Below are 25,167 nucleotides of genomic sequence, written 5' to 3'. Positions count from 1 at the left end.
GAGGAGAGTCCGAGTGGACGCAAAGGACATGCAAGGCGACCTCGAGCGCGTCCTGCTGACCGAAGAACAGATCCAAACACGCCTAGGCGAACTCGCCCAACAGATCTGGCAGGATTACCAAGGAAAAGATCTACTCCTCGTCGGCGTGCTCAAAGGCGCCGTCGTTGTTGTCGCCGACCTCATGCGCGCACTACCCGGCTCAGCCCCCATGGACTGGATGGCCGTATCCTCCTACGGGTCCGGAACTAAATCCTCCGGAGTCGTCCGCATCCTCAAAGACCTCGACACCGATATCACCAACAAACACGTCCTCATCATCGAAGACATCATCGACTCTGGCCTGACCCTCTCCTGGATCATCGCCAACCTCAAATCCCGCTCCGCAGCCTCCGTCGAAGTCTGCGCACTCCTACGCAAACCCGACGCAGCCAAAACCGAAATTGACGTCCAATACCTCGGATTCGACATCCCCGACGAATTTGTTGTCGGTTACGGCCTGGACTTCGCCGAGAAATACCGCAACTTGCGTTGCATCGGAACACTGGCTCCCCACGTCTACGAAAACTGACCACACACCCCACGCCTGCCGGTAAACAAACACCCCAGGGAACGCACCCCTACCGGCAGGCGTTACACCCCCGAACCCCCACCACCGCCGGCCACCGCCGAGCTCAAGAGGAAGGACGGAGGCGCTCGCGCCGAACGTGCCGATGGATGTGAAAAAAATTGCGCGCCAGCGCTGGCTGTGGATCGTGCTCCTTGTTATAGCGATCTTGACCGCGTTTAACCTCGCCACCGCGAGCGACTATCAGAGGATTGGCACCTCACAAGCCGAACAACTGATCGCTGCCAAACAGGTGCAGAAAGCCACCTTCAGCGACGGAGACCGCCTCGAACTGACGCTTAAGTCGGCACAGGACGTCGGCGAAGCTAAGGGTGTCCAGAAGGTCTACACCCTCTACATTCCCCAACGCGGTAGTGAGCTCGTACGCGCACTGACCCAAAACTTGCCCCCCGAGGGGTACACCGATGAGCCACCGCAGAGCAGTTGGTTGGGCGCTATCGTCACAACTCTCCTGCCAATCGCGCTCCTCTTCGGTCTGCTCATGCTTCTCCTCAGCCGTATGCAGGGCGGCGGCGGCCGACTCATGCAGTTCGGCAAATCCAAAGCAAAACTGGCTGACAAAGAACGCCCCACCGTTACATTCGAAGATGTCGCCGGAGTCGACGAAGCAATCGAAGAGCTCTACGAGATCAAAGAGTTCCTCTCTGAACCAAGCAAATTCCAGGCAGTCGGGGCCAAAATCCCCAAGGGTGTCCTTCTTTATGGCCCCCCTGGAACCGGTAAAACCCTCCTTGCCCGCGCCGTTGCTGGCGAAGCCGGAGTGCCTTTCTACTCAATTTCCGGTTCCGACTTCGTGGAAATGTTCGTCGGTGTCGGTGCCTCTCGTGTTCGTGACCTATTCGAACAAGCTAAATCCAACTCGCCAGCCATCGTTTTCGTTGACGAAATCGACGCCGTAGGACGTCACCGTGGCGCAGGTTTGGGCGGTGGCCACGATGAGCGCGAACAAACCCTCAACCAGCTGCTCGTTGAGATGGACGGGTTCGACGCCTCCGTAAATGTCATCCTCATCGCAGCCACGAACCGGCCCGATGTGCTAGACCCTGCGTTGCTGCGACCAGGACGGTTCGACCGACAGATTGCGGTAGAAGCACCGGACATGATCGGACGCCACCGCATTCTGCAGGTTCACGGCAAGGGCAAGCCGCTTGCTGATGATGTCGACCTTCTCTCCGTGGCCCGACGTACCCCCGGCTTCACAGGTGCAGATCTGGCCAATGTTCTTAACGAGGCTGCACTTCTTACTGCACGTAGCAACGCTCAACTCATCGACAACCGGGCACTCGATGAAGCTATTGACCGAGTGATCGCCGGTCCGCAGAAACGCACACGCATCATGAGCGCCAAAGAGAAGAAACTCACGGCCTACCACGAAGGTGGTCACGCTCTTGTCGCTGCTGCTCTGAACCACACCGATCCGGTTACAAAGGTCACGATCTTGCCGCGCGGACGCGCCCTTGGCTACACCATGGTGTTGCCCGATGATGACAAGTACTCCTCCAGCCGCAACGAAATGCTTGATGAACTGGCTTACGCGTTGGGTGGTCGGGTTGCTGAAGAGCTCGTCTTCCATGACCCGACTTCTGGTGCTGCGAACGACATCGAAAAGGCGACAGAGACAGCGCGGCGCATGATCACCCAATACGGCATGAGCGAACGGATCGGTGCGATTCGTTTGGGCTCTGGTGGTGGTGAACCATTCCTTGGGCGTGACATGGGTAGCCAACGTGACTATTCCGAGGGATTGGCTGGGGTTGTCGACGCTGAAATTCGCCGCCTTATCGAGGCTGCTCACGATGAAGCCTATGAAGCACTCCAGATGAACCGAGATGTGCTCGACACGTTGGTGTTGGAACTTCTCGAAAAGGAAACCTTAGGCCGGGAGGCTTTGGCGGAGATCTTTAAGCCCATCCGTAAGCTGCCTCGTCGTGACGTATGGCTTAGTGGCGAGCACCGCGGTGTTAGCGAGCTACCGCCGGTGATGACGCCAGCTGAGCGTGAGGCCGCTGCCAAGAAAGCCGAAAGTGGTGAGCAGGGTGCATCACAGCTCAAGGAAAGCGGCGACTCTACCTCCGTGATTTCTCCTGGGACTGGCCCAACCACGCAAACCCCGAAGCCTCCGACGGGTTCTTCTGGTGATCACATGCCAGGCACCACGAACGACTAACCTCGGAGAACAGAACTTTCCACCCACTTCGGGCACCCGCCACGGGTGCCCGAAGTGTTTTCAGCACGTGAGGTGCATATGAGCGGGAGCACACCTGTCGGCAACGAGGGTGGCCAGGAGATTGTCGAACAGGCTGATAAAGGCCCTGATACTGGTCAGGTACGGGCGGCATCCACTGCCCCGGTGACTGACCGTGAGGTTGACCAGCCGCGGATTGCCGCTGCGGTGCGGGAAATTCTTATCGCGATTGGTGAAGACCCAGACCGTGATGGCCTACGGGATACCCCAATGCGTGTAGCACGGGCCTATCAGGAAATTTTTGGTGGTCTGGCGATGTCTGGGCCTGATGCGTTGACGGTGACTTTCGATGTGCATCATGACGAGTTGATTATCGTGAAAGACATCGAGGTGTATTCGGTATGTGAACATCATCTGCTGCCTTTTCATGGCGTGGCGCATGTGGGGTATTTGCCGAACGAGGATGGCCGTGTAACCGGCTTGAGCAAGCTGGCACGGTTAGTGGATGTGTATGCGCGCCGTCCGCAAGTGCAGGAGAGGCTTACAGCGCAGGTCGCTGACGCGCTGCAGGAGACGCTGGATCCGCGTGGGGTGATTGTGGTGATTGAGGCTGAGCATATGTGTATGTCAATGCGAGGGGTGCGTAAACCGGGTGCGACAACGTTGACGTCTGCGGTGCGTGGTCAGCTGCGTAATGCTGCGACACGTTCTGAAGCGTTGGGGTTGATTTTGGGAGGACGTAAATGACGTTTGTGGGTGTGCGGCGGTTGGAAGAGATTACTGCTCCGTCGGTGGTGACCCGGCAGGAAACCGGAGTGCCGTCTTCGTTGATTATGGGCATTTTGAATGTCACTCCGGACTCGTTTAGTGACGGTGGATCCTGGGTTGACCCTCAGATGGCGGTGGATCATGGTTTGGCGATGGTTGCTGAGGGCGCAGCGATTGTTGATGTGGGTGGTGAGACGACACGTCCTGGGGCTGAACGCACTCCGGAAAGTGAGGAGATGCGTCGGGTGGTGCCGGTTGTGCGGGCGTTGGCTGATGCAGGGGTGGCTGTGTCAGTAGATACGATGCGTGCTTCGGTTGCGGCTGCCTGCTTGGAGGCTGGTGCCGTGATGATCAACGATGTATCAGGCGGGATGGCAGATTCTGCGATGCCGCAGGTGATTGCGCAGTCAGGTGCGTTGTATGTGTTGATGCATTGGCGGGGGCACTCAACGACGATGCAGTCAGCGGAGTTGACTCACTATGACGATGTAGTCGGTGAGGTGTGCGCGCAGATGTTGGCGCAGGCAGGGGTGTTTTTGGAGGCCGGGGTGGCGGCTGAGCAGATTGTGCTTGATCCAGGTTTAGGTTTTTCGAAGAGGGCAGAACACAACTGGGCTTTGTTGGCTGGGCTTAAACAGGTGTGTGGGGTTGGTTATCCAGTGTTGCTGGGGGCCTCGCGTAAAACGTTTTTAGGGGCAATAGATTGTGATGCTCAGGGGAATCCTTCGGTTCCTAGTGAGCGTGATGCTGCCTCGGCAGCCACGAGTTTGGTGGGGCAAGAGGCTGGCGTGTGGGCTGTTCGTGTGCACGATGTGCGTTCGACGTTGGCTGCGTTGCGGGTGGGGGCTGCAGTTCGGGCGGCTCGGTGAGGGTGTCATCTGGCAGCGTCGAGGGAATGGGTTTGTTTATGAGTGATTTTGGTGTTGGTGGGTTTTCTGCTGTTGATGTTCCCGGGGATGTGGTTCGCATCGAGGGTGTTCGGGCGTGCGGTACGCATGGGGTGTTGGATAGTGAGCATGTGAGCCCGCAGCCGTTTGTGGTGGATGTGGCGATGTTGGTGGATGTTTCTTTTTCTGCTGCTAGTGATGATTTATCGGCGACGGTGAATTATGCCGAGGTGGCTCAGCAGGTGACGGATGTGATCACTGGTGAGCATGTTGATTTGGTGGAGACGTTGGCGGTACGTATCGCTGATGTGGTGTTGGGGCATGAGGTGGTGGAGCAGGTTGAGGTGAAGGTGCATAAACCGCATGCACCGGTGGGGCTTCCGTTTTCGGATGTGTCGGTGACGGTGTCGCGTTCGGATGTGCGTACTGCTGTTGTTGCTCTTGGTGCGAATCTTGGTTCTGCTGGGCGGACGCTTGCGTTGGCGGTGGAGGCGTTGCGTGGGTTGCCTAGGACGTCTGTGCGTGCGGTGTCGTCGGTTGTTGAGACGGATCCTGTGGGTGGGCCGCAGCAGCCGGTGTATGTGAATGCGGTGGCGGTTTTGCGGACGACGTTGCGTCCGCGCACGTTGTTACGGGCTTTGCATGAGATTGAGGCAGAGCATGGTCGGGTGCGTGAAGTGCGTTGGGGTGCGCGTACGTTGGATTTGGATTTGGTGCAGTACGGCAGGCCTGAGTGTGAGGTGGGTGATGTTGATGTGGTGGTAGATGAACCAGATTTGGTGTTGCCGCATCCGCGGGCGCATGAGCGTGGTTTTGTGCTTGCGCCGTGGGTGAGTGCCGATCCTGGGGCGTGTTTGCGTGTTGGTTCTCAGGTGCGTTTGGTGAGGGAGTTGTTGGCGGATATGGGGTTGGATGAGGTGGGGTTGCCTGAGGGTGTTCGTCCGGGGCCGGAATGGGTGATGTTGCCATGACGGGTGACCGGTATGGGGTGCGTTGGCGGTTGTTGTTGGTGGTGGCGTTGGTGGCAGGGGTGTGTAGTTTTGGGTTTTTGTCGTGGTGGCAGACGGTGTCGGGGCCGTTGTTGACGCCCTCGTGGGGTGCGGCCGTGGTGTTGTTGGTGGTGGCGCTGAGTGAGGTTGTGGTGGGGGTGTGGTTGCGTCGAGTGGTGCGGGGAAAATCTTCGCGGGGGTTGGATGTGCTTGTTGCTAATCGGGTGTTGCTTGGTGGGCAGGCTGCTGCTTTGACTGGTGCTGCGGTGGCTGGGTGGTTTGTCTCGCGTGTTGTTGTGGTGGCTTCGGATTTGGATGCGGGTTCGGTGCGGGCGGGTGCGTGGGCTGCGGTGGCGGTGGCGGTGTCGGGTGTTGCGTTGGCTTGTGGTGGGATGTTTGTGCAGAGGTGTGGTCGGGTTGATCCACCTGATGGTGAGGATGGAGTTGCTGCGGGGGGTGAGGGGTCGTGATGGATCGGCCTGCGCGTTTGGCGGTGGGTGTTGTTGGTATGGGGCGGGTGGGGATGGTTCTTGGTCGTGCTTTGGATCAGGCGGGACACACGGTGGGTTTTGTGGCTCCGTGGCAGGAGGATGGCTGTGATGAGGGGTTGGCAGGGCAGTGGGTGCCGGATGCTCCGGTTGTGGATCCGGTAACGGCGGCGGCTTCAGCTGATTTGTTGCTCCTTGCGGTGCCGGATGAGCGGTTGCCTGCTTTGGTGGAGTATTTGGTTATTAATGGTGGTTTTCGTCCGGGGCAGATTGTTTTGCATACGGGGTTTACTGCCGGGGTTTCGTTGATGGAGCAGGTGGTTTCGGAGCAGATTTTGCCGGTTTGTGTGGAGCCGTTGGTGACGTTTGTGGGGAATTCTGCGGATGTTGAGCGGTTTAGGGGTAGTCCGGTGCTTGTTTCGTGTTTGCCGGAGTTGCGTCCGGTGGGTGAGGCGTTGGTGATTGAGATGGGGGCTGAGCCGTCTTTTGTTGCGCCGGATGAGGTGGTGCGGGTGCGGGCGGCGTTGTCGTATGTGGAGGCGTCGTTGGATGCGGTGGTTTCGGGGGCGAAAGAAATGTTGTCAGGCACGGGGGTGGATGCGGTGCCGCATGTGTTGGGGGTTGTGTTGGCGGGTCGTGCTGATGCGATGAGGCGGGGAGAGCAGCCGGCTGCGCGGGGGGCTTTGCATGGTGCGGAGGTTGTGAGTGCGGATTTGCGTGAGTTAGGGGTGGTTTTGGGGCCGGTGGGGCAGGAGGTTCATGTGGCGGCTATGAGGGCTTTGGTGGCTTCGGCGGTGTTTGAGGGGCGTCTTCCTGCTGCTGGTATGGCTGAGATTCTTGATGTGTTGCATAGGCCGCGTTCTGAGGGCGCTTCTGAGTGATAGTGATTTTGGTATTTGTTTGGTGATCTCTAAAACTTCTGGTTCATGTGTGCAATCTGAAAATGTGTATGTGGTGTTGAGTGTTGGTGTGGGGAACTGTGTTGCAGCGCGTTTCGATGGGTGGGTGTAGTGTTCAGCGGTGCCTGCCGTGAGTTGGTTGTTGACGTGATCGTTCGTTGATGAGTTGAGGGTGTGTTGAATGCTTGAACGGGATAGATTTTCGTTCAGGTAGCGTCGGTTACGCGAACGTGGACGGAGGAGATTTCGGTGGATGTTGCCTGGCAAATTGTTGCGGGACTTGTTCCGTCCATCGGGGTGGTGTGGTTGTTCTATCGGATTATGAAGGCATTGGTTGAGGCTGACCGTAACGAGCGGCGTGCTCAAGCTGAGTGGAATATGAGTTCTGATGCTTCTTCATCTCGTATAGAGGGTGAAGAAGCATCTCGTGAATCGTCTCAGGAACGTAAACAACCTTGAGTGATTTTTTGTGTTCGTAATTTGTCGTGATCGCTTTTATTCCTGCATAATTGTTGTTGCCTAGGTAAGATCATGAGCGTCTGGAGCGCTGGATGTTTACATCCAGTGTCATGGGGTTCTGTCGGGCATTTCCAACGTACTTTTGGTGCGCGAGTTATGTGTTTTTGCATTGCGTGTTCAGTTGTGGTCCTCGGTTTTTCGCTGGGGTAGGCATGTGATTCGCTTGATGCGAAGGCGCAAATCTTTCGATGGAGTAGATGATGGCAAAGCGTGTAGAGGTCATCCTCATCGACGATCTCGATGGGGGAGTCGCTGAAGAGGTTGTGTCGTTCGGTCTGGACGGTGTCCAGTACGAGATTGACCTGAGCAAGGAAAACGCTGAGAAGCTGCGTGCTTCCTTGCAGGAGTGGGTCGAGAAGGCACGCCGTGCTGGTGGCCGTCGTGTTGCGGGTCGTCGTACCCCTGGTTCGGGTTCAGGTTCGGGACGCCGTAATGACCTGAATGAGATTCGTCAGTGGGGTCGTGAAAACGGGTTCAAGGTTTCTGACCGTGGGCGTGTTTCCCGTGAGGTTGAAGAAGCCTACGATCGGGCTCACAACTGATTATTTAATGATCGTTCAGAGTGCTGTTTTGGTGCTCTGTGTGATCGATATAGCTTTTTTCGGAGGGGCGGACCTTGTGGGGTCCGCCCCTCCGTATTGTTGTTGTCAATGATTGGGTGGTGTTTCGCATGGTGAATCGCAGAGTAGATCAGGCGGATTCTTCTGATGCTTTGAGAAGTCATCGCCGGGCTTTTTCGTTTTCGGTGGACGGTTTTGTTCTTGCGATTTTGGGTGCGGTGGGGCTTGCTTCGCTATTACCGATCTCTGGTGTGGCGGCACTCGTTTTTGATGATGTAACGACAGTAGCGATCGCTGTGTTGTTCTTCATGTACGGCGGAAGGTTGTCTCGTGAAGAGGTGTGGGCGGGCTTTCGGCATTGGCAGTTGCATCTGACGATTCTGGGTTTTACTTTCGTGGTTTTTCCAGTTATTGGTCAGGTTCTGCGTTTGTTGGAGTCGTGGATGTTGTCGCCGGAACTGATGGCGGGAGTGTTGTTTTTATGCGCTGTTCCTTCGACAGTTCAGTCGTCGATCACGTTCACATCTATTTCGGGTGGAAATGTTGCTGGGGCGGTAGTTAGTGCGTCGTTGAGTAATCTTCTGGGGGTGGTTATTACTCCGGTGCTTGTGGTCATCACCATGGGTGGCGCAGGTGGGTTCACGATCTCGGGGTCATCGGTTGTCGATCTTGTTTTGCATATTCTTGTTCCCTTTTTGGTGGGTCAGTGCGTGCAGCCATGGGTGAGTGGATGGCTGAAGCGCAACCATGCCTGGTTGAAGCGAGTGGATCAGGGCATCATCGTTGCGGTGGTGTACTCAGCGTTTTCGCGAGGCGTGGTCGAGCGGATGTGGTTGAGGGTGTCGGTGGGGGATTTGGTGGTGTTGCTGGTGTTGGTGGTGGTTGTGTTGGCGTTTGTTTTATGGCTGACGTGGTGGCTTTCGGGGGTGTTGGGGTTTGAGCGGGCTGATCGCATTGCGATCCAGTTTTGTGGCACGAAAAAGTCGTTGGCTACAGGGGTGCCGATGGCGTTGGTGTTGTTTCCCGGGGCGACGGTTGGGCTGATGGTGTTGCCGATCATGCTGTTTCATCAGGCTCAGTTGATGGTGTGTGCGGTGTTGGCGCGCAGGCATTCGCTGGTGGAGTCACGGCAGAGGTGAGGACGCCCACAACATGCTTTGACCGTCTGGTGTGTCGGTGTCCATGCTGTCGTGAGGAGTTCTGTGGCTGTAAGTGACCTGCGAAGGAAAGGGAGTTAAGTGGCGGATTGAGCCGGGTCAACTCAAGTTTTTGGCTCGGTGGGAACAATTGACTGGGGTGTCTTGTTGTTCTTTTCGAATACCGTCGGAGGACTTGACATCCTTGAGGTGATGATGCGAGTTCGCCTCTGCGTCACTCAAAACACGTCACTGATCGCGACGGTCTATACGGATAGCATCGAGGGAACTCGACAGCGAGGGAGCAATACATGTTCGAGAGGTTCACGGATCGGGCCCGTCGTGTGGTGGTGCTCGCGCAAGAAGAAGCGCGGATGCTTAACCACAACTACATCGGGACCGAGCACATCCTCCTTGGTCTCATTCATGAGGGCGAGGGTGTCGCCGCTAAGGCATTGGAGAGCCTCGGCATCTCGCTGGATGCAGTGCGTGAGCAGGTGCAGGAAATCATCGGCCAGGGCACTCAGGCGCCCAGCGGGCACATCCCATTCACCCCGCGCGCTAAGAAGGTCCTCGAACTGTCGCTGCGCGAGGCGCTGCAGCTTGGCCACAACTACATCGGGACCGAGCACATCCTGCTCGGGTTGATCCGTGAAGGCGAAGGTGTCGCGGCACAGGTTTTGGTCAAGCTCGGCGCAGACCTGAACAAGGTCCGCCAGACCGTGATCCAGCTGCTTTCTGGCTACCAAGGCAAAGAAACAGCTGGCGCTGGCGTAGGCGCTGGAGCTAGTGGACAGGCCGAAGGCACCCCTGCAGGTTCGCTCGTGCTGGACCAGTTCGGTAGGAACCTCACCCAGGCCGCGCGTGAAAACAAACTTGACCCAGTCATCGGCCGGGCTAAAGAGATCGAGCGGGTTATGCAGGTGCTCTCCCGCCGCACTAAGAACAACCCAATCCTCATTGGTGAGCCCGGCGTTGGAAAGACAGCTGTGGTTGAGGGGCTGGCGCAAGACATCGTGCGCGGTGAAGTCCCAGAAACGTTGAAAGACAAGCACATCTACACCCTGGACTTGGGTGCTCTGGTGGCTGGCTCGCGGTACCGCGGTGACTTCGAAGAGCGACTGAAAAAAGTCCTCAAAGAGATCAAGACGCGTGGCGACATCATCCTGTTCATTGATGAGATCCACACACTTGTTGGAGCTGGCGCGGCCGAAGGCGCGATCGATGCAGCCAGCATTCTCAAGCCGATGCTGGCTCGTGGGGAGCTGCAAACCATCGGTGCAACGACCCTGGATGAGTACCGCAAGCACATTGAGAAAGACCCGGCACTGGAACGCCGTTTCCAGCCGATTCAGGTGGCCGAGCCGTCGCTGGCTCACACGATCGAGATCCTTAAAGGCCTGCGTGACCGGTACGAAGCGCACCACCGCGTTTCCATTACAGATGCAGCGCTAGTCTCGGCTGCCACATTGGCAGATCGGTACATCAACGACCGCTACCTGCCGGACAAAGCGATCGACCTTATCGATGAGGCAGGTGCACGCCTGCGGATCAAGCGGATGACTGCACCGCCGGACCTGCGCGAGTTCGACGAGAAAATCGCACATGTGCGGCGTGAAAAAGAAGCCGCAATCGATGGGCAAGACTTCGAGAAAGCAGCTTCGCTGCGCGATGACGAACGTCAGCTCATCGACGCGAAAGAAAAACGCGAAACCGAATGGAAGAACGGCGACATGGATGTCGTCGCCGAGGTGAACGAAGAACTGATTGCTGAGGTACTCGCTGCCTCGACAGGCATTCCTGTCTTCAAACTCACCGAAGAAGAATCCAGCCGCCTGCTGCGCATGGAAGAAGAGCTGCACAAGCGGATCGTGGGCATGGATGACGCGATCAAAGCCTTGTCACAGTCGATCCGCCGCACCCGCGCTGGCCTGAAAGATCCGCGCCGTCCCTCCGGTTCATTCATCTTCGCTGGCCCCACCGGTGTCGGTAAGACCGAACTGGCCAAGACACTGGCGGAGTTCCTATTCGGTGAAGAGGACTCCCTCATCACCCTGGACATGTCCGAATTCGCTGAGAAACACACCGTGTCGCGTCTGTTCGGTTCCCCGCCCGGATACGTCGGTTACGAAGAGGGCGGCCAGCTCACCGAAAAGGTGCGGCGCAAACCGTTCTCGGTGGTTTTGTTCGATGAGGTGGAGAAAGCCCACCCGGACATCTTCAACAGCCTTCTGCAGATTTTGGAAGATGGCCGCTTGACCGATGCGCAAGGCCGCGTCGTGGACTTCAAGAACACCGTCATCATCATGACAACCAACTTGGGTACCCGGGACATCAGCAAGGCTGTCAGCCTCGGTTTCGCTCAGGTCGACGACAACACATCCAACTACGAGCGGATGAAGGTCAAGGTTCAGGACGAACTGAAGCAGAACTTCCGTCCCGAATTCCTTAACCGCGTGGATGACATCATCGTGTTCCCGCAGCTGAACGAGGAAGAAATCGTTCAGATCGTTGATCTGATGATCGCTCGAGTCGATGAGCGGTTGAAAGACAAAGACATGGGTCTAGAACTCACCGATGCCGCCAAGCGTTGGCTGGCCAAGCGTGGCTACGACCCCGTGCTCGGTGCGCGCCCGCTGCGCCGTGCGATCCAACGCAACATCGAAGATGTCTTGTCCGAGAAGATCCTGTTCGGTGAAGTCGGCGCAGGCGAGGTTGTCACGATCGATACCGAAGGTGAGGGTGAAGACGAGAAATTGTCGTTCACTGGCACTTACCGCAAAGAGGTAGATGAGCTGATCGCTTCTACCGAGGGTGCAGACTCCTCTGACAATGCCGACTCGGGCACAGATGTGCCTCGTTCAGATGGCAGCGACGGAACGGGTGAAGCCTCAGCGGCACAGAGCTAAAACACGTATGGCAACGGCTGGGGTCGGTTGCGGCGTTCTGTGCCACAACCGACCCCAGCCGTTGCCATGCCCACAGCGGTCAGTGGCTGTCTACGTAGGAAGCTGGTAAGCGGGGTGGTCTTGTGACCCGACACGCTGCACGAGCCCATCAACGAGAAGACTTTCCAAACAGCGCTCACGCTGAGCTGTGTCCGCCCACACCGAAATGATCTCTTCGGCATCCACTGGAGCAGTGCTGGCACGTAACAACGCCACGATCCGGCCACGCACTTGCCGGTCCGTGCCCTCCCAGGCTTGTGTGCGTCGAGCGGGACCGTCATATGCAGGACAGCCCTGAGCTACCCACGCGCATTCTGCGCGTACAGGACAGACCTGGCAGCGCGGAGAACGCGCAGTGCATACCAGCGCGCCCAACTCCATCACAGCCGCGTTCCAGCGCACACTTGCGTTTGCTTCTTCTGGCACTAGCTGCGCTGCCAACGTCGACTCGTATCGAGTCAGCGAAGGGTCTTGCAAAGGCATACAGCGGAAAAGACGAGCCTGAACTCGGCGGATATTGATATCTAAAACAGTAGTGCGTTGCCCGAACGCGAAAGCGGCAACAGCTGCCGCCGTGTAAGGCCCCACCCCAGGTAATGCGAGCAGATCCTCATACGTGCCGGGAACCTGACCGTCATAGTGGTCTACCATCACGCCTGCCGACTCATGTAGCCGCAGTGCCCGGCGCGGGTAGCCAAGACGCCCCCACTCTCGGACCGCTTCACCTGAAGGCTCAGCAGCCAGTGCGGCAGGCTCAGGCCAACGGTTGAGCCAGTGACGCCAGACAGGCTCCACCCGCGCGACGGGAGTCTGATGACTCATTACTTCGGAAAGATAAATACCCCACGGCGAACAGTTGGGATCACGCCAGGGTAGGGGGCGACCATTTTCGTCAAACCAGTTCATGACAGCGTCATGAACACTCACGAGCCGGTCAGGACATACCGGTTCAGTGATGACAGCTGCACTCACACGTAACGCTCCAGCACGCTCGATTCAGTCAATCGCGATAGGCCTTCCCGCACTGTGCGGGCTCGCGCCTCACCAATCCCGTCAACTGCCTGTAGGTCATCTACGGTCGCGGACAGCATCGGCTGCAAGGCTCCGAAATGTTCTACGAGGCGATCAGTGATGAGTCGCGGGATCCGGGGAATCTTATACAGCATGCGGTAACCACGCGGCCGTACCGGATCATCCAGGCGCTCAGGAAGGCCTGAATACCCCAACGCAGCTGCTGCGTTCGACAAATTCAATAATTCTGTAGCGTTCAGGATGCTCATTTCGGCCATGACTGAATCCACGTCACGGTCGGTTTCTTCAGCGATATAGTCCCGGACCACGTTGTCACGTTCACGGTCCATCCCTGCCGACATTTCTTCCAGCTGTAGCGTTAACAACCGCCCGTCAGTACCCAGCTCATTGACGTAGCCAGATATTTCCGCAGCGATCCGGCCCAACATCTCCACGCGCTGCAGCACCATCGCTACATCCCGGACAGTCACCATGTCTTCGACTTCCAGCGCCGAAAGCGAGCCCGCCACTTCATCGAAGCGATTCTTGTATCGCTCAAGGGTTTGAACAGCCTGATTTGCTTTCGAAATGATCGCCGCCGACCCTTCCAAAACGTGTCGGGCACCGTTGACATACACGGCAGCCAGTTGCATCGACTGGCTGACGGACACGACAGGGAAGCCCGTCTGCTTAGAAACTCGCTCAGCCGTCCTGTGCCGTGTACCTGATTCGCTTGTTTCGATACTGGCGTCAGGGACGAGCTGGGTGGCAGCACGCGTGATCCGGTTCGACTCCGGATCAATGATGACGGCCCCGTCCATCTTTGCCAGCTCACGTAAACGAGTAGCAGAAAAAGGGATGTCCAAGGGGAAACCGCCTGAAGCGATCGACTCCACCACCTCGTCATGGCCGAGCACCACCAGAGCCCCTGTACGGCCCCGAATAATTCGCTCGATGCCATCGCGTAGCTCAGTGCCAGGCGCGACTTTTGCCAGAGTGCTCCGCATTAACTCGGTGGGGTCCAGACTCACGAAAATCACCCTTCGGCAGTGGGTCCACCACTGTGGGACTGGTATGCGACGTGAGCGTCAGCACTTGCCGTGACATTCACCGCCGCTGTTGGTCCCCTGCAGTCTACGTGCCCGGTGTTTCACTGCTCGCCAGTCCCTCAGGACTGTCTAGACGCGCCGTTTGATCATGCGTTCCGGTAAGCCCAGGCACATCCGCCAGCGGCCGCGGCCCCCCACGAACCCCAACACTCTCCGCCTCAGAATGCCCACCCGGCCCTGAACGATCACGCCTAACCCCGCGCCTAGCCCCCCGGCTCTCAGACTTTCGATGCCCACCACCGGGCAACCCCAAAGCAGCATCAATCGCCTCAGCAACAGTGCTCACTCGAGCTACGTGCATCCCTTGAGGCACATCAGCAATATCGATCGAACCATGCGGCACAATCGCGTGCGTAAACCCCAGCCGAGCCGCCTCCGTCAGACGTTTCTGCACACCACTGACACGGCGCACATCACCAGCCAACCCCACTTCACCCAAGGCCAACAACCCCGACGCGATCGGCCTATCCACCACCGAGCCAGTCACCGCAATCGCAACTGACAAATCCGACGCAGGCTCAGCAATACGAACCCCACCCACAGTCGACACATAACAGTCACAATCACTCATCGGCACATGCGCATGACGCTCCAACACAGCCAAAATCATCGACACCCGCGAAGAATCCAACCCAGAAGTAGTGCGCCTAGGCATAGCTGCCTTAGTGCGTGCCAACAACGCCTGCACCTCCACCACCAGCGGACGCCGACCCTCCAACGTCACACTCACCGCAGTGCCAGGAACCACCACATCCCGCGAAGACAAAAACAACCCACTCGGATCAGACAACCCCTCAATCCCAGACTCCGACAAATCAAAACACCCCACCTCATCCGTAGGGCCAAACCGGTTCTTCACCGCCCGGATCATCCGCAACCGAGACCCACGCTCACCTTCAAAATGCAGAACCACATCCACAAGGTGCTCCAACACCCGCGGCCCAGCGATCGTCCCGTCCTTAGTCACATGCCCGACCAAAATCGAAGCAAACCCACCCGACTTCGCAGTCTGAACCAGCGCAGCCGTTACCTCCCTCACCTGAGCCACATTCCCCGGCGAACCATCAACCTGCGCACTAGCCAAAGTCTGCACAGAATCCACGACAAGCAACTGCGGTGAAGCTGCCTCAATATGCCCCAGCACAGTGCCCAAATCACCCTCAGAAGCAAGCAACAAATTCTCATGATCAGCCCCGATACGCCGCGCCCTCGTCGCAACCTGAGCAGCCGACTCCTCACCCGAGACATACAACACCCGCAACCCCGACCGCGCTGCACGCCCAGCTACATCCAAGGACAACGTCGACTTCCCAATCCCTGGCTCTCCAGCAAGCAACACCACCGCGTCACTAACCAACCCACCACCCAACACCCGATCAAACTCAAACACCCCAGTCGGGCGAGCATCAGCAGGAGTGACATCGACACTCGTGATCGGAGCAGCAGGGGCAACAACATGAGCCGCTACCGTCCGCGCAGCCCCCGAGGACTCCACCTCTGCCACCGTTCCCCACTCCTGACAGCGCGCACAGCGACCCACCCACTTGGCCGTCGACCAGCCACATTCAGTACAACGCCACGTCGACTTCTCACCCTTACCGCGCTTACCGCTTTCCTTACCAACCACCATGGCAGCCACCCTAGGCGCCCCCACCGACAACGCAGCTTTAGCGCAACCGGCCACCACACGTATGCCTCACTACTCGGAACGCACAAGCACCCTCACTACAGTGGAAACGTGAGCCAGGAGCAATTGACGCCCCCACAGATACCGAAAGTCACCCTCGGTACCTCCTCCGTCTACCCAAAAAAACTCCAAGACGGGTTCGAAATGGCCGCACGCACCGGATACGACGGCGTCGAAGTGATGGTGCTAGGAGACCCAGCAACACAAAACCCCGACACACTCACCTCCCTGGCCGACAAATACAACACCCCCATCCTGTCCATCCACGCACCCACCCTGTTGGTATCCCAACGCGTATGGGGAACAAACGACCCCTGGGAAAAAATTGACCGCTCTATCGACCTAGCCCACGCCGTCGGCACCAACACCGTCGTCCTACACCCACCATTTCGCTGGCAACGCGAATACGCCCGCGAATTCGCCGAAGGAGTCGCCGCCCGCGAAGCGAGCACCGGGGCCATCCTCGCCGTAGAAAACATGTTCCCCTGGCGAGCCGGATCAGTCTGGATGCAGGTCTACCGGCCCGGATGGAACCCCGTCGACTTCGACTATGCCCACGTCACCCTCGACTTCTCACATGCGGCAATCGCCCACGACGACGTCATGGCAATGAAAAAACAACTCGGCACCCGTCTACATCACATCCACCTGGGCGACGGCACCGGATCATTCATGGACGAACACCTCGTCCCTGGCCGAGGCAACATGCCCATCGCCGACTTTCTCGCCGACCTTGGCCAAACTGGCTGGGACGGCGTTATCGCCACCGAAGTAAGCACCCGCAAAGCCACCGATGCCCAGCGCGAAAAAGACCTCAGGGAAACAGTCGAATTCGCCCGTACCCACTTACGCCGCGGCGCACAACGCAACGGTCTGCAAGACTGACATTGGCGACCCACCCGCCGACGTCGCCTGACTGCGCGAGAGGTTCCGCTTGGTGAAAAACGATGTCAGCCCCGCAACCATGCTGCTGCGCATGGCCCACGACCCGAGATTCCGAACCTTCGTGGAGACCAGATCGGTCAACTCCCACCTCGTATCCAAATTCGTCGCTGGCGAAACCGCCACCGACGCCCTCAACGCCACCGGTGAGCTCCTTGCCCGCGGGCGATACGTCACCATCAGCCACCTAGCCCCGGACCCACTGGACACAACACAAGCCCGCATCCACCGCAAACGGCTACGCAAAGCCCTGCGACGCACTGTACAAGCCGGCTACAACGTCGAAGAACGCATCGAAATCGCCATCCGCCCCGGAGCCCTCGGCGCACGCCTACCCAACAACGGACACGAACTCGCTCTCGAACACGCCCACAAAATCACACACACCGCCACAGAAATAGGCGCCCGCGTCCTCATCGAAAGCGAACCAGGCCTGCCCGCCAGCGACACCCTCTCATTCACCGACGCCCTCCGACAGGACTACCCCGACACAGGAGTAGAACTGTGGTCGATGCGTAAACGCACCGAACGAGACGTTCTAGAACGTATTGATAGCCAATGCCGCGTCCGACTTTCCTACGGAACCGATGAAGCCCGCGGCGGCGAGGACGAAACCCACGGCGCTCGCGACACTGACCTGGCGTATGTGCGCTCTTTAACAGAATTGATGCGAAGCTCTGCAGCGTTTTCTGTCTCGGCTGCAGATCGTCGTGTGGTGGAGATTTCCGAAGCTCTAGTAGCCGCAGGGGAACGACAAGCAGGAACATTCGAATACCACCTACGGATGGGGACTCGCCCGATTGTCGAAGCCACGATCGCTGACCGAGGTGACCGCATGCGGGTGCTCGTGCCGTTCGGGCGAGACTGGTACCCCTACCTGATGGGCAGAGTCGCCGACCAGCCGGGGCAATTTTTGGCTTTGTTTCGACCTACCAAAGCTGCTCGGCGTGCCAAAGCGCGAGGAAAGCGATAAGCGATGAAGGATGAGACCGGTCGAGACAAAGGAGTGCAGATGGGACAGAGCACAAACAACTCTAGTGCTGTTGCAGAAGCCATCACGAAGCTGGCAGCAATTGGTGCAGGCACGATGGCAGGCGCAATCGTTAAAGGTGCGATCTCAGAAGGGCTTGAGCGGCAGAACGTGGTGGTCAGTACCCGTTCTGAGCAGACCAAAGAAGAGTGGGAGAGCTTCGGTGTGAAAGTAGCTGGTGAGAACTGCGATGCGGTCAAAGACGCAGACGTGGTGCTCATCGGGGTTAAACCTGCGCAGGTCACCGAAGTGTTGGGTGAGATTGGGTCGTCCTTGCGTGACGACGCTGTGGTGGTGAGTGTGGCGGCCGGGGTTTCGTTGGACACCATGGCTCAGGCACTGCCCGATGGTGTTGCGGTGGTAAGGGTGATGCCCAACTCGCCAGCCTTGCTTCGCGCAGGGGCAGCATCCCTGACGCCAGGAGCCCATGTTGATGAAAAGCAGATGGAGCGAGTGCGTGCTCTGTTTGGGGCAGTGGGCACTTTCGTTGAAGTGCAGGAGCAGTACATCGAGGCTGTTACTGCAGTCAGTGGTTCGGGGCCGGCGTATGTGTATCGCTTGGTGGAGGCAATGGTTGATGGTGGCGTGTTGTTGGGGTTGACACGTGCCGATGCCACCACGTTGGCTGTGGCTACAGCTCAAGGGGCGGCATTGATGCTGGCTGAGTCTGGGGTGCGTCCAGGAGAACTTCGGGAGCAGGTCACTTCGCCTGGAGGTACGACAGCAGCGGCGTTGGCGCAGATGTCTCGTGGGGGGTTCGAGTCGGCTGTTCTTGATGGCATGGTTGCCTGCCGTGACCGTTCTCGAGAACTGGGTTAACCATTAAAAATATTGGTATTCAATGCTTTTCGTTGTCTACGGGGTGTTTACTCGGCGTTTGTGCAGTGTTCGTTCTATTGCTGAGGCCGATACCTCTTACCCAGGCAAAGTTGTGACGGTGCGCTGTTAATCTCATGGCAAATGGGTCTGTGCACCTTCCGTGAGCGGTCGATGGGAAAGACGGGCACGAAGATCTCGTGCGTGGCCCCCTGCTTCACGGGCGGGATGCGGGCCACGTGCCCCGAGCAGAAAGGCCTTCACACACATGACCGATATTTCCATTCGTATTCTGGGTGAAGATGACTGGCAGGTGTACCGCGAGGGCCGCCTGCGCGCTCTCAAAGAATCACCAGAAGGATTCGCGGCCAAATATGAGGACGAAGCCGCAGTCGATGATCAGTTATGGAAAGACCGGGTGAAGCGTTCCTCGCGGTTAGTTGCTGAACAAGATGGGCGCCCTGTTGGGATTGCCTCAGTTCGTCTCAGTGACGACCTATTCGAAAACGCCTCAGAGGTGTTCGGGCTGTGGGTAGCTGCAGATCTGCGAGGAACGGGGCTCGCATCTCGACTGGTCCAGGAAGCAGCTCAGGTGGCTACCGCCCATGAGCGCGGGCAGCTGCTGTATTGGGTAGGCACCGAAAATGCCCGAGGAGTAGCCTTCGCGAGCAGTTTCGGGTTCCGCCCTACTGAGTACCGCCGCCCAATGCGAGTGCACAGCGCCGGTGAAGAAGCTTCGCAAGAGGCAAGCTCCGAAGAGATTGCGTTGAGCCTGGCTTTGGAACGCTAAGTCTGCGCAGGGGGCTTTTGGCGGTAGACCTGTCGATGTACCGCGTAAGGAGATCAGCTCACGTAGCCATGCCCGCATGGGAGACGCACGCGTGAGTGTCATGTGGATCACGCAGTGAACTTCACCGGTGGTCTTCACCACGCGATGCGTGATCGAGCCGTTGGATTCTGTGTATATAACGGTGCAGTCATGGCTATTGACTAGCTTCTGCAGGCAGGGGCCACACGTGTTGCTTATGTCGATGTTGATGCTCAACGTGCCGTGAAGACTCAGATGCATGACTTGGCCCACGAGCTGTGCGAAGGGCGTGGGGTGCATTGGGAGAAGAGGGGATACCAGCCTGTTTCTGTAGTTCTCGCACGTGGAGTCATCTTGTGGCCATTGCGGCGCATCGCCCTATTGATGTGGCTATTGCTATCCCGACTAGCTGACTTTCCGTTCTTGGGAAGATGGATGCGACCGCGGCGATAGCCTTGATACCGCTGTCATAGCAGCCGGGGAGGCCGTGTTCAATTATCACGGTCTGGATGCTTGGTATGACTGATCAGCGCAGCCGCTCCATCAGCATGGCCACACGCAGCGGTCAACTGGCTTTGGGTACAGGCATGCGCCCGGAGTAGGATTGCCCAGACCGTCAACTGCCCGGCCCCGGTTCGCACCCGCCTCGGGGGCTGCTGATGTAGCGGAACGTGCACCTCACGGATTGCCGAGCCGTCACCTTCACGCAGCTGAACGCCGCAGCACGAGCTGTGGATTCGAGCCGAATGCCGAATCGAATGGTCGGCCGAATGTAGTGGACGTGACGAGGCTCGTAATGCACGAGATCCCGTACCGGCCGCTCCGACAACGATGATTGAGGTGTCCCCATGGGATCTGTGATCAAGAAGCGCCGCAAGCGCATGGCCAAGAAGAAGCACCGCAAGCTGCTTCGTAAGACGCGTCACCAGCGTCGCAACAAGAAGTGACACCGAGTCCGGGGGGCGACACGATGTCTCCCGGACAACGTGTCCGCACGGGGTCACCGGATGTGCCGGTCGGCCCCGTTCCTGTGCCCATGACGCCACCCGGCCACTGCGCAAAAAACTCAACCACACAGGCTGATGCCGTGGAGCAGCTGCAGCGGCACTAGAGTTTTAGGCATGGATTCGCATGTGCCGACGATCACCCTGATCACTAAGCCTGGATGCCACCTGTGTGACCTGGCCCGTGATGTCGTGACCCGAGTCGCTGACCAACTCTCCGTTGGTTTCGAGGAAAAGTCTCTCCCCGACATGACTGACCCAGACCCCATCTTGTGGGAGCAGATCCCTGTCACATACATCGACGGTGAGCCACACGACTACTGGCGAGTGAGCGAATCACGTTTGCGTGCAGAGTTAACCGAACGTATGCAACAAAACAGCCAAAACTGAACGGTATGTCCTCACTCTCTCCGAATCGCCGATCAAGCAATTGAACTGGCCTATTGTGAGAAGAGTGCCAAAAGTAGGCACGACCGTCGCAGAACCAACGGACCCTCACACCGGGCCCGCCCCCGAGAACACCAACTCGGGAAAACGCCGTAGGAGGAGCAACACGTGAGTCTTGTCGTGTTGGGGCTGTCTCACCGCACATCCCCGCTGGACCTCTTGGAACGCGCCAGCCTCGACGCCAACGGCATCGCTGCCCTCCGCGACTGCCTGCGCTCCTCGCAACACATCGCCGAATCAGCACTCATCACCACCTGCAACCGCATCGAGGTGTATGCCGAAGCCCGCACCTTCCACGGAGCCATCGATGACATCGGCGACGCCCTTGAACTAGCCAGCGGAGTCTGCCGCGCCGACCTGGCCGACCACCTATACGTCCACTACGAAGACCGCGCCGTAGCCCACGCATTCTCCGTCGCCTGTGGACTGGACTCAATGGCCGTCGGTGAAGCCCAAATTCTTGGGCAAATGCGCGCAGCCCTCGCCGACGCTCAACGCCACGAAACAGCAGGCCCGGTACTCAACACCCTCTTCCAACAAGCCCTACGCGTTGGGAAAAAAGCCCACTCCGACACCGCTATCGATAAAGCAGGACCCTCACTAGTTGAACGCGGCCTGCACCTATGCACACAAGCTATCGGCGACCTCAGCACCAAACGCGTCGTTGTCATGGGCGCCGGAGCCATCAGTGCCCTGGCTGCCACCACCCTCGTCCGTGCAGGAATCACTGACGTCCTAGTAATCAACCGCACCCGGGCCAAAGCCGACCACCTCTCATCCGGACTCGGCCTCACCAGCGGCGACTGGGGCGACCTCGACACCCACCTCACCCGCGCCGACCTCATCGTTGCCTGCACCGGCGCAACCGACCACATCGTCACCGGCGACATGGCCGCCCGCATCGCCCAAGCCCGCCAAGGCCGCCCACAGGCCTATCTCGATCTCGCGCTACCCCGCGACATCGCTCCCGAAGTCACCGATCACGCCTATGTCGCAGACCTCGCCGTCATTGGTGAATCCCTGCGCGGCGGAGACGCCACCGCCTCAGCTGTTTCCGAAGTAACCGACCTCGTCACCGCCGAAGTCGCCGAATTCATGCTCATGCGACGCCAATCCGAGGTCGCCCCCACCGTCGCTGCGCTACGACGCCAATCCGCCGACGTCGTCAAAGCAGAACTCGCGCGACTGGCAACCAAACTGCCCACCGACCTCGACCCCAAAGTCCGCGCCGAAATCGAACAATCAGTCCGCCGCGTCGCCACAAAAATCCTGCACACCCCCACCGTGCGCGTCAAAGAACTCGCATCATCACCACTCGGTGACTACACCGGAGCCCTCCGCGCACTCTTCGACCTCGACGCCACCGAAACCGCCACCGTCTCGGCCCCGCCCACCGTAGGGCCTCGCGCACCCATGCCCGGCGAAGTCGCCGGAGCCATCATGGACCCCAGGAGACTGAACCGTTGAGCCACACCCTCAAGCTCGGAACCCGCCGCAGCGCACTCGCCACCACCCAATCCAGGTGGGTACGAGACCAACTCGCTCAAGCCGGAGTGGAATCCGAACTCGTCGAGGTCATCACCGAGGGCGACATCAACATGGCCCCCCTAACCCAAATCGGCGGAACCGGAGTCTTCGCCTCCGCACTACGCCACCGCCTCCTGAACAGCGACGTTGACTTCGCCGTCCACTCACTCAAAGACCTCCCCGTCGCTCCCCACACCGGACTGACCATCGCCGCCATCCCCACCCGCGAAGACGTCCGCGACGTACTCATCAGCGCCCACAACGAAACCCTCGAAGAACTTCCACACGGCGCCACCATCGGCACCGGCTCACCCCGCCGCGCCGCCCAGCTCCATGCCATCCGTCCCGACCTAAACCTCAAACCCATCCGCGGCAACGTCGGCACCCGCATCGCCCACGTCGACGAAGGCCGCCTCCATGCCGTCATCCTCGCCGGAGCCGGAATCCGCCGTCTCGGCCTCACCGACCGCATCAGCCAATACCTCCCCACCAACACAGTCCTACCCGCAGCAGGCCAAGGCGCCCTAGCCATCGAATGCCGCAGCGACAGCACCGACATCCGCCAAGCCCTCGCCCTCATCGACAACCCCACCAGCCGCCTCGAAACACACATCGAACGCACCGTACTGGCCACCCTCGAAGCCGGATGCACCGCACCCATCGGCGTCTATGCCCAACTCCTCACCGCAACCACAGCCGCCACCGCCACTGGGATAACCCCACCAGACACCGACACCGAACCCCACATCCTGCTCGACACCTTCGTCCAAACCACCACCGGGCCCATCCGCCTACGCCGCACCGCTCCCGCCGGCCAAGCCGAACGCCTCGCCATCGACGTCGGAACCGAACTACGCGAACACGTACTGGCCGAACAACCCACCCAGCACTAACGTGACCACCCCACCTGCACTCCACGGCTGGCGCGTACTCGTCCCCAGAACTCCCGAACAAGCCGCCGCCACCATCAGCGCCCTCGCCCGCCATGGCGCCCACGGCCACGCCGTACCCACCATCTGCATCACCCCACCCCAAGACCCAACCCCCCTGCACAACGCACTGGCCGCCCTGCCCACCGGCCGATTCGCCTGGACCATCTTCACCAGCATCAACGCCGTCACCGCCACCCGAAAAACCCTCGAACAACTCCACCCCAACCAACCCAGCAACACCCACTTCACCCACACCCGCGTTGCCTGCGTCGGAGGCGTCACCCACACCGCCCTCAACACCTGGGGCATCAACACCACCCTGACCCCACCCCACCGCTTCAGCGCCGCCGGACTCCTAGACATCTGGCCCACCGCCACCACCACCCCCACAGACATCCTCCTACCCCGCGCCGACATCGCCCCACCCCTCCTACCCGAAGGCCTACGCAAACTCGGCTGGAACCCCATCGACGTCACCGCCTACCGCACCACCGCCGCACCCCCACCCCCACCAGAAATCCACGACGCCATCACCAACGGCTCCTACCACGCCGCCCTATTCACCTCAGCCTCCACCGTCAACAACCTCATCAAACTCACCGGCCCACCTCACCCCAACACCCTCATCGCCTGCATCGGTCCCTCCACAGCCACCGCCGCACGCAACGCAGGACTACGCGTGGACATCATCCCCCCACAAGCAACCTCCGAAGCACTCGTCGAAGCACTCGCCACCTACGCGCAAACCAACCCACCCCACCCAAAAAACACCCAAAACCACACCACCACGCAGCCGGAGAAACCATGAACGACAACCACGAACCCCTACGCCGCCGCCCCCGCCGCCTACGCAGCACACCTGCTATCCGCCGACTCGTCGCCGAAACCCGACTCCACCCAGCCCAACTCATCCTTCCCGTCTTCATCGCCGAAGACACCGACCACCCCACTGCCATCACCTCCATGCCCGGAGTCGTCCAACACTGCATGGACTCCCTACTCACCACAGCCCGCGAAGCAGCAAACGCCGGAATCGGCGGCATCATGCTCTTCGGCGTCCCCACACACAAAGACGCCACCGGCTCCGGCGCCGACGACCCCAACGGCATCCTCAACACTGCACTATCCCGCGTCCGCGACACCGTAGGCGATGACCTACTCGTCATGGCCGACACCTGCCTCGACGAATTCACCGACCACGGACACTGCGGCGTCCTAGCCACAGACAGCCGCGGAAACACCTACGTCGACAACGACGCCACCCTCGAACGCTACGCATCCATGGCCGTATCCCAAGCCAACGCAGGAGCCCACATCGTCGGCCCCTCCGGAATGATGGACGGCCAAATCGGTGTCATCCGCGACGCCCTCGACCAAGCCGGACACACCGACACCATCATCCTCGCCTACTCCGCCAAATACGCCTCCGCCTACTACGGACCCTTCCGCGAAGCTGTCTCCTCATCCCTGACCGGCGACCGCAAAACCTACCAACAAGACCCAGCCAACATCGCCGAATCCCTCCTCGAAACCGAACTCGACATCGAACAAGGCGCCGACATCGTCATGGTCAAACCCGGCATGCCCTACCTCGACGTCCTCGCCACCATTGCAGCCAACGTCAACGTCCCCGTCTGCTCTTACCAAGTCTCCGGCGAATACGCCATGCTCGAAGCCGCCGCAGCCAACGGCTGGATTGACCGCGACCGCGCCATCCTCGAATCACTCACCTGCCTCAACCGCGCCGGAGCCGGCTCCATCCTCACCTACCACGCCCTCCACGCCGCCCACCTGCTCGGATAACCCCCCACACCCCAACAACAGCCACCCCAACACACACCACAATCACA

General features: G+C 59.1%; 25 protein-coding genes. 22 read left to right on the top strand and 3 right to left on the bottom strand.

The window, feature by feature from the left end; translation table 11 throughout:
• Positions 1 to 13 precede the first annotated feature (13 nt).
• From hpt to AC2T9U_RS10515, 11 genes are all read left to right on the top strand, one after another.
• Positions 14 to 568 carry a hypoxanthine phosphoribosyltransferase gene (hpt, locus tag AC2T9U_RS10565; protein WP_493696070.1) on the top strand — a complete coding sequence of 185 codons (555 nt, stop codon included), beginning with the start codon at positions 14 to 16 and terminating at the stop codon, positions 566 to 568.
• A 142-nt stretch (positions 569 to 710) separates the two neighbouring features.
• The gene (gene ftsH, locus AC2T9U_RS10560; protein WP_208304308.1) at positions 711 to 2,792 is read left to right on the top strand and encodes an ATP-dependent zinc metalloprotease FtsH; all 2,082 of its coding nucleotides are present in this window, start codon (positions 711 to 713) and stop codon (positions 2,790 to 2,792) included.
• 78 nt (positions 2,793 to 2,870) lie between these two features.
• Positions 2,871 to 3,557, top strand: coding sequence for a GTP cyclohydrolase I FolE (gene folE / locus AC2T9U_RS10555; protein ID WP_493696069.1), 687 nt, complete (start codon positions 2,871 to 2,873; stop codon positions 3,555 to 3,557).
• Positions 3,554 to 4,447 carry a dihydropteroate synthase gene (gene folP / locus AC2T9U_RS10550; RefSeq protein WP_493696068.1) on the top strand — a complete coding sequence of 298 codons (894 nt, stop codon included), beginning with the start codon at positions 3,554 to 3,556 and terminating at the stop codon, positions 4,445 to 4,447. Before folE ends, folP begins: the two co-directional genes overlap by 4 nt.
• Positions 4,444 to 5,436 (top strand): 2-amino-4-hydroxy-6-hydroxymethyldihydropteridine diphosphokinase, encoded by a 993-nt coding sequence (gene folK / locus AC2T9U_RS10545; RefSeq protein WP_493696067.1) that lies wholly within the window; start codon positions 4,444 to 4,446, stop codon positions 5,434 to 5,436. Before folP ends, folK begins: the two co-directional genes overlap by 4 nt.
• Positions 5,418 to 5,924, top strand: a complete 507-nt coding sequence (locus tag AC2T9U_RS10540; RefSeq protein ID WP_493696066.1) for a DUF3180 family protein — start codon at positions 5,418 to 5,420, stop codon at positions 5,922 to 5,924. The genes folK and AC2T9U_RS10540 overlap by 19 nt, the downstream gene beginning before the upstream one ends.
• On the top strand, positions 5,924 to 6,823 hold the full coding sequence (locus tag AC2T9U_RS10535) for a hypothetical protein (protein WP_493696065.1): 900 nt from the start codon (positions 5,924 to 5,926) through the stop codon (positions 6,821 to 6,823). The genes AC2T9U_RS10540 and AC2T9U_RS10535 overlap by 1 nt, the downstream gene beginning before the upstream one ends.
• A 267-nt stretch (positions 6,824 to 7,090) precedes the next feature.
• Positions 7,091 to 7,300, top strand: a complete 210-nt coding sequence (locus AC2T9U_RS10530; RefSeq protein ID WP_115032306.1) for a hypothetical protein — start codon at positions 7,091 to 7,093, stop codon at positions 7,298 to 7,300.
• Positions 7,301 to 7,560: 260 nt separating this feature from the next.
• Positions 7,561 to 7,902, top strand: coding sequence for a histone-like nucleoid-structuring protein Lsr2 (locus AC2T9U_RS10525; RefSeq protein WP_208304884.1), 342 nt, complete (start codon positions 7,561 to 7,563; stop codon positions 7,900 to 7,902).
• 128 nt (positions 7,903 to 8,030) lie between these two features.
• Complete coding sequence (locus AC2T9U_RS10520) at positions 8,031 to 9,059, top strand: bile acid:sodium symporter family protein (RefSeq protein ID WP_493696064.1); 1,029 nt, start codon at positions 8,031 to 8,033, stop codon at positions 9,057 to 9,059.
• Positions 9,060 to 9,367: 308 nt separating this feature from the next.
• The gene (locus AC2T9U_RS10515) at positions 9,368 to 11,965 is read left to right on the top strand and encodes an ATP-dependent Clp protease ATP-binding subunit (RefSeq protein ID WP_493696063.1); all 2,598 of its coding nucleotides are present in this window, start codon (positions 9,368 to 9,370) and stop codon (positions 11,963 to 11,965) included.
• A gap of 90 nt (positions 11,966 to 12,055) precedes the next feature.
• Here AC2T9U_RS10515 and AC2T9U_RS10510 read toward each other — a convergent pair whose 3' ends face one another.
• From AC2T9U_RS10510 to radA, 3 genes are all read right to left on the bottom strand, one after another.
• Complete coding sequence (locus AC2T9U_RS10510) at positions 12,056 to 12,910, bottom strand: HhH-GPD family protein (protein ID WP_493696957.1); 855 nt, start codon at positions 12,908 to 12,910, stop codon at positions 12,056 to 12,058.
• Positions 12,911 to 12,972: 62 nt separating this feature from the next.
• Positions 12,973 to 14,022 (bottom strand): DNA integrity scanning diadenylate cyclase DisA, encoded by a 1,050-nt coding sequence (disA, locus tag AC2T9U_RS10505; RefSeq protein ID WP_115032310.1) that lies wholly within the window; start codon positions 14,020 to 14,022, stop codon positions 12,973 to 12,975.
• Between the two features lie 127 nt (positions 14,023 to 14,149).
• Entirely contained in the window at positions 14,150 to 15,754 is a 1,605-nt protein-coding gene (radA, locus tag AC2T9U_RS10500) for a DNA repair protein RadA (RefSeq protein ID WP_493696956.1), read from the bottom strand.
• Between the two features lie 108 nt (positions 15,755 to 15,862).
• On the opposite strand from radA, the gene AC2T9U_RS10495 reads away from it, so the two are divergent.
• The 11 genes from AC2T9U_RS10495 (at position 15,863) to hemB (ending at position 25,120) form a co-directional block, all read left to right on the top strand.
• On the top strand, positions 15,863 to 16,696 hold the full coding sequence (locus AC2T9U_RS10495; RefSeq protein WP_493696062.1) for a sugar phosphate isomerase/epimerase family protein: 834 nt from the start codon (positions 15,863 to 15,865) through the stop codon (positions 16,694 to 16,696).
• Between the two features lie 52 nt (positions 16,697 to 16,748).
• Positions 16,749 to 17,726 (top strand): hypothetical protein, encoded by a 978-nt coding sequence (locus tag AC2T9U_RS10490; RefSeq protein WP_493696061.1) that lies wholly within the window; start codon positions 16,749 to 16,751, stop codon positions 17,724 to 17,726.
• 39 nt (positions 17,727 to 17,765) lie between these two features.
• Entirely contained in the window at positions 17,766 to 18,602 is an 837-nt protein-coding gene (gene proC / locus AC2T9U_RS10485) for a pyrroline-5-carboxylate reductase (protein WP_493696060.1), read from the top strand.
• 265 nt (positions 18,603 to 18,867) lie between these two features.
• Complete coding sequence (locus AC2T9U_RS10480; protein ID WP_115028963.1) at positions 18,868 to 19,389, top strand: GNAT family N-acetyltransferase; 522 nt, start codon at positions 18,868 to 18,870, stop codon at positions 19,387 to 19,389.
• Positions 19,390 to 19,533: 144 nt separating this feature from the next.
• A complete protein-coding gene (locus tag AC2T9U_RS10475) occupies positions 19,534 to 19,593 on the top strand; it encodes a hypothetical protein (RefSeq protein WP_442778417.1) in 60 nt (19 codons plus the stop codon).
• Positions 19,594 to 20,255: 662 nt separating this feature from the next.
• Entirely contained in the window at positions 20,256 to 20,354 is a 99-nt protein-coding gene (locus AC2T9U_RS10470) for a 30S ribosomal protein bS22 (protein ID WP_003792170.1), read from the top strand.
• 174 nt (positions 20,355 to 20,528) lie between these two features.
• A complete protein-coding gene (locus tag AC2T9U_RS10465) occupies positions 20,529 to 20,801 on the top strand; it encodes a glutaredoxin family protein (protein WP_028327585.1) in 273 nt (90 codons plus the stop codon).
• A 165-nt stretch (positions 20,802 to 20,966) separates the two neighbouring features.
• Positions 20,967 to 22,325, top strand: coding sequence for a glutamyl-tRNA reductase (locus AC2T9U_RS10460; RefSeq protein ID WP_493696059.1), 1,359 nt, complete (start codon positions 20,967 to 20,969; stop codon positions 22,323 to 22,325).
• Positions 22,322 to 23,278: a hydroxymethylbilane synthase gene (gene hemC / locus AC2T9U_RS10455; protein WP_493696058.1), complete on the top strand. Its 957-nt coding sequence runs from the start codon at positions 22,322 to 22,324 to the stop codon at positions 23,276 to 23,278. The genes AC2T9U_RS10460 and hemC overlap by 4 nt, the downstream gene beginning before the upstream one ends.
• Position 23,279: 1 nt before the next feature.
• On the top strand, positions 23,280 to 24,125 hold the full coding sequence (locus tag AC2T9U_RS10450; RefSeq protein WP_493696057.1) for a uroporphyrinogen-III synthase: 846 nt from the start codon (positions 23,280 to 23,282) through the stop codon (positions 24,123 to 24,125).
• Complete coding sequence (gene hemB / locus AC2T9U_RS10445) at positions 24,122 to 25,120, top strand: porphobilinogen synthase (protein ID WP_115028974.1); 999 nt, start codon at positions 24,122 to 24,124, stop codon at positions 25,118 to 25,120. Before AC2T9U_RS10450 ends, hemB begins: the two co-directional genes overlap by 4 nt.
• Positions 25,121 to 25,167 lie beyond the last annotated feature (47 nt).

This window comes from Dermatophilus sp. B7861-1, assembly GCF_058996045.1.
This window is presented reverse-complemented; position numbering and strand designations above follow the sequence as displayed.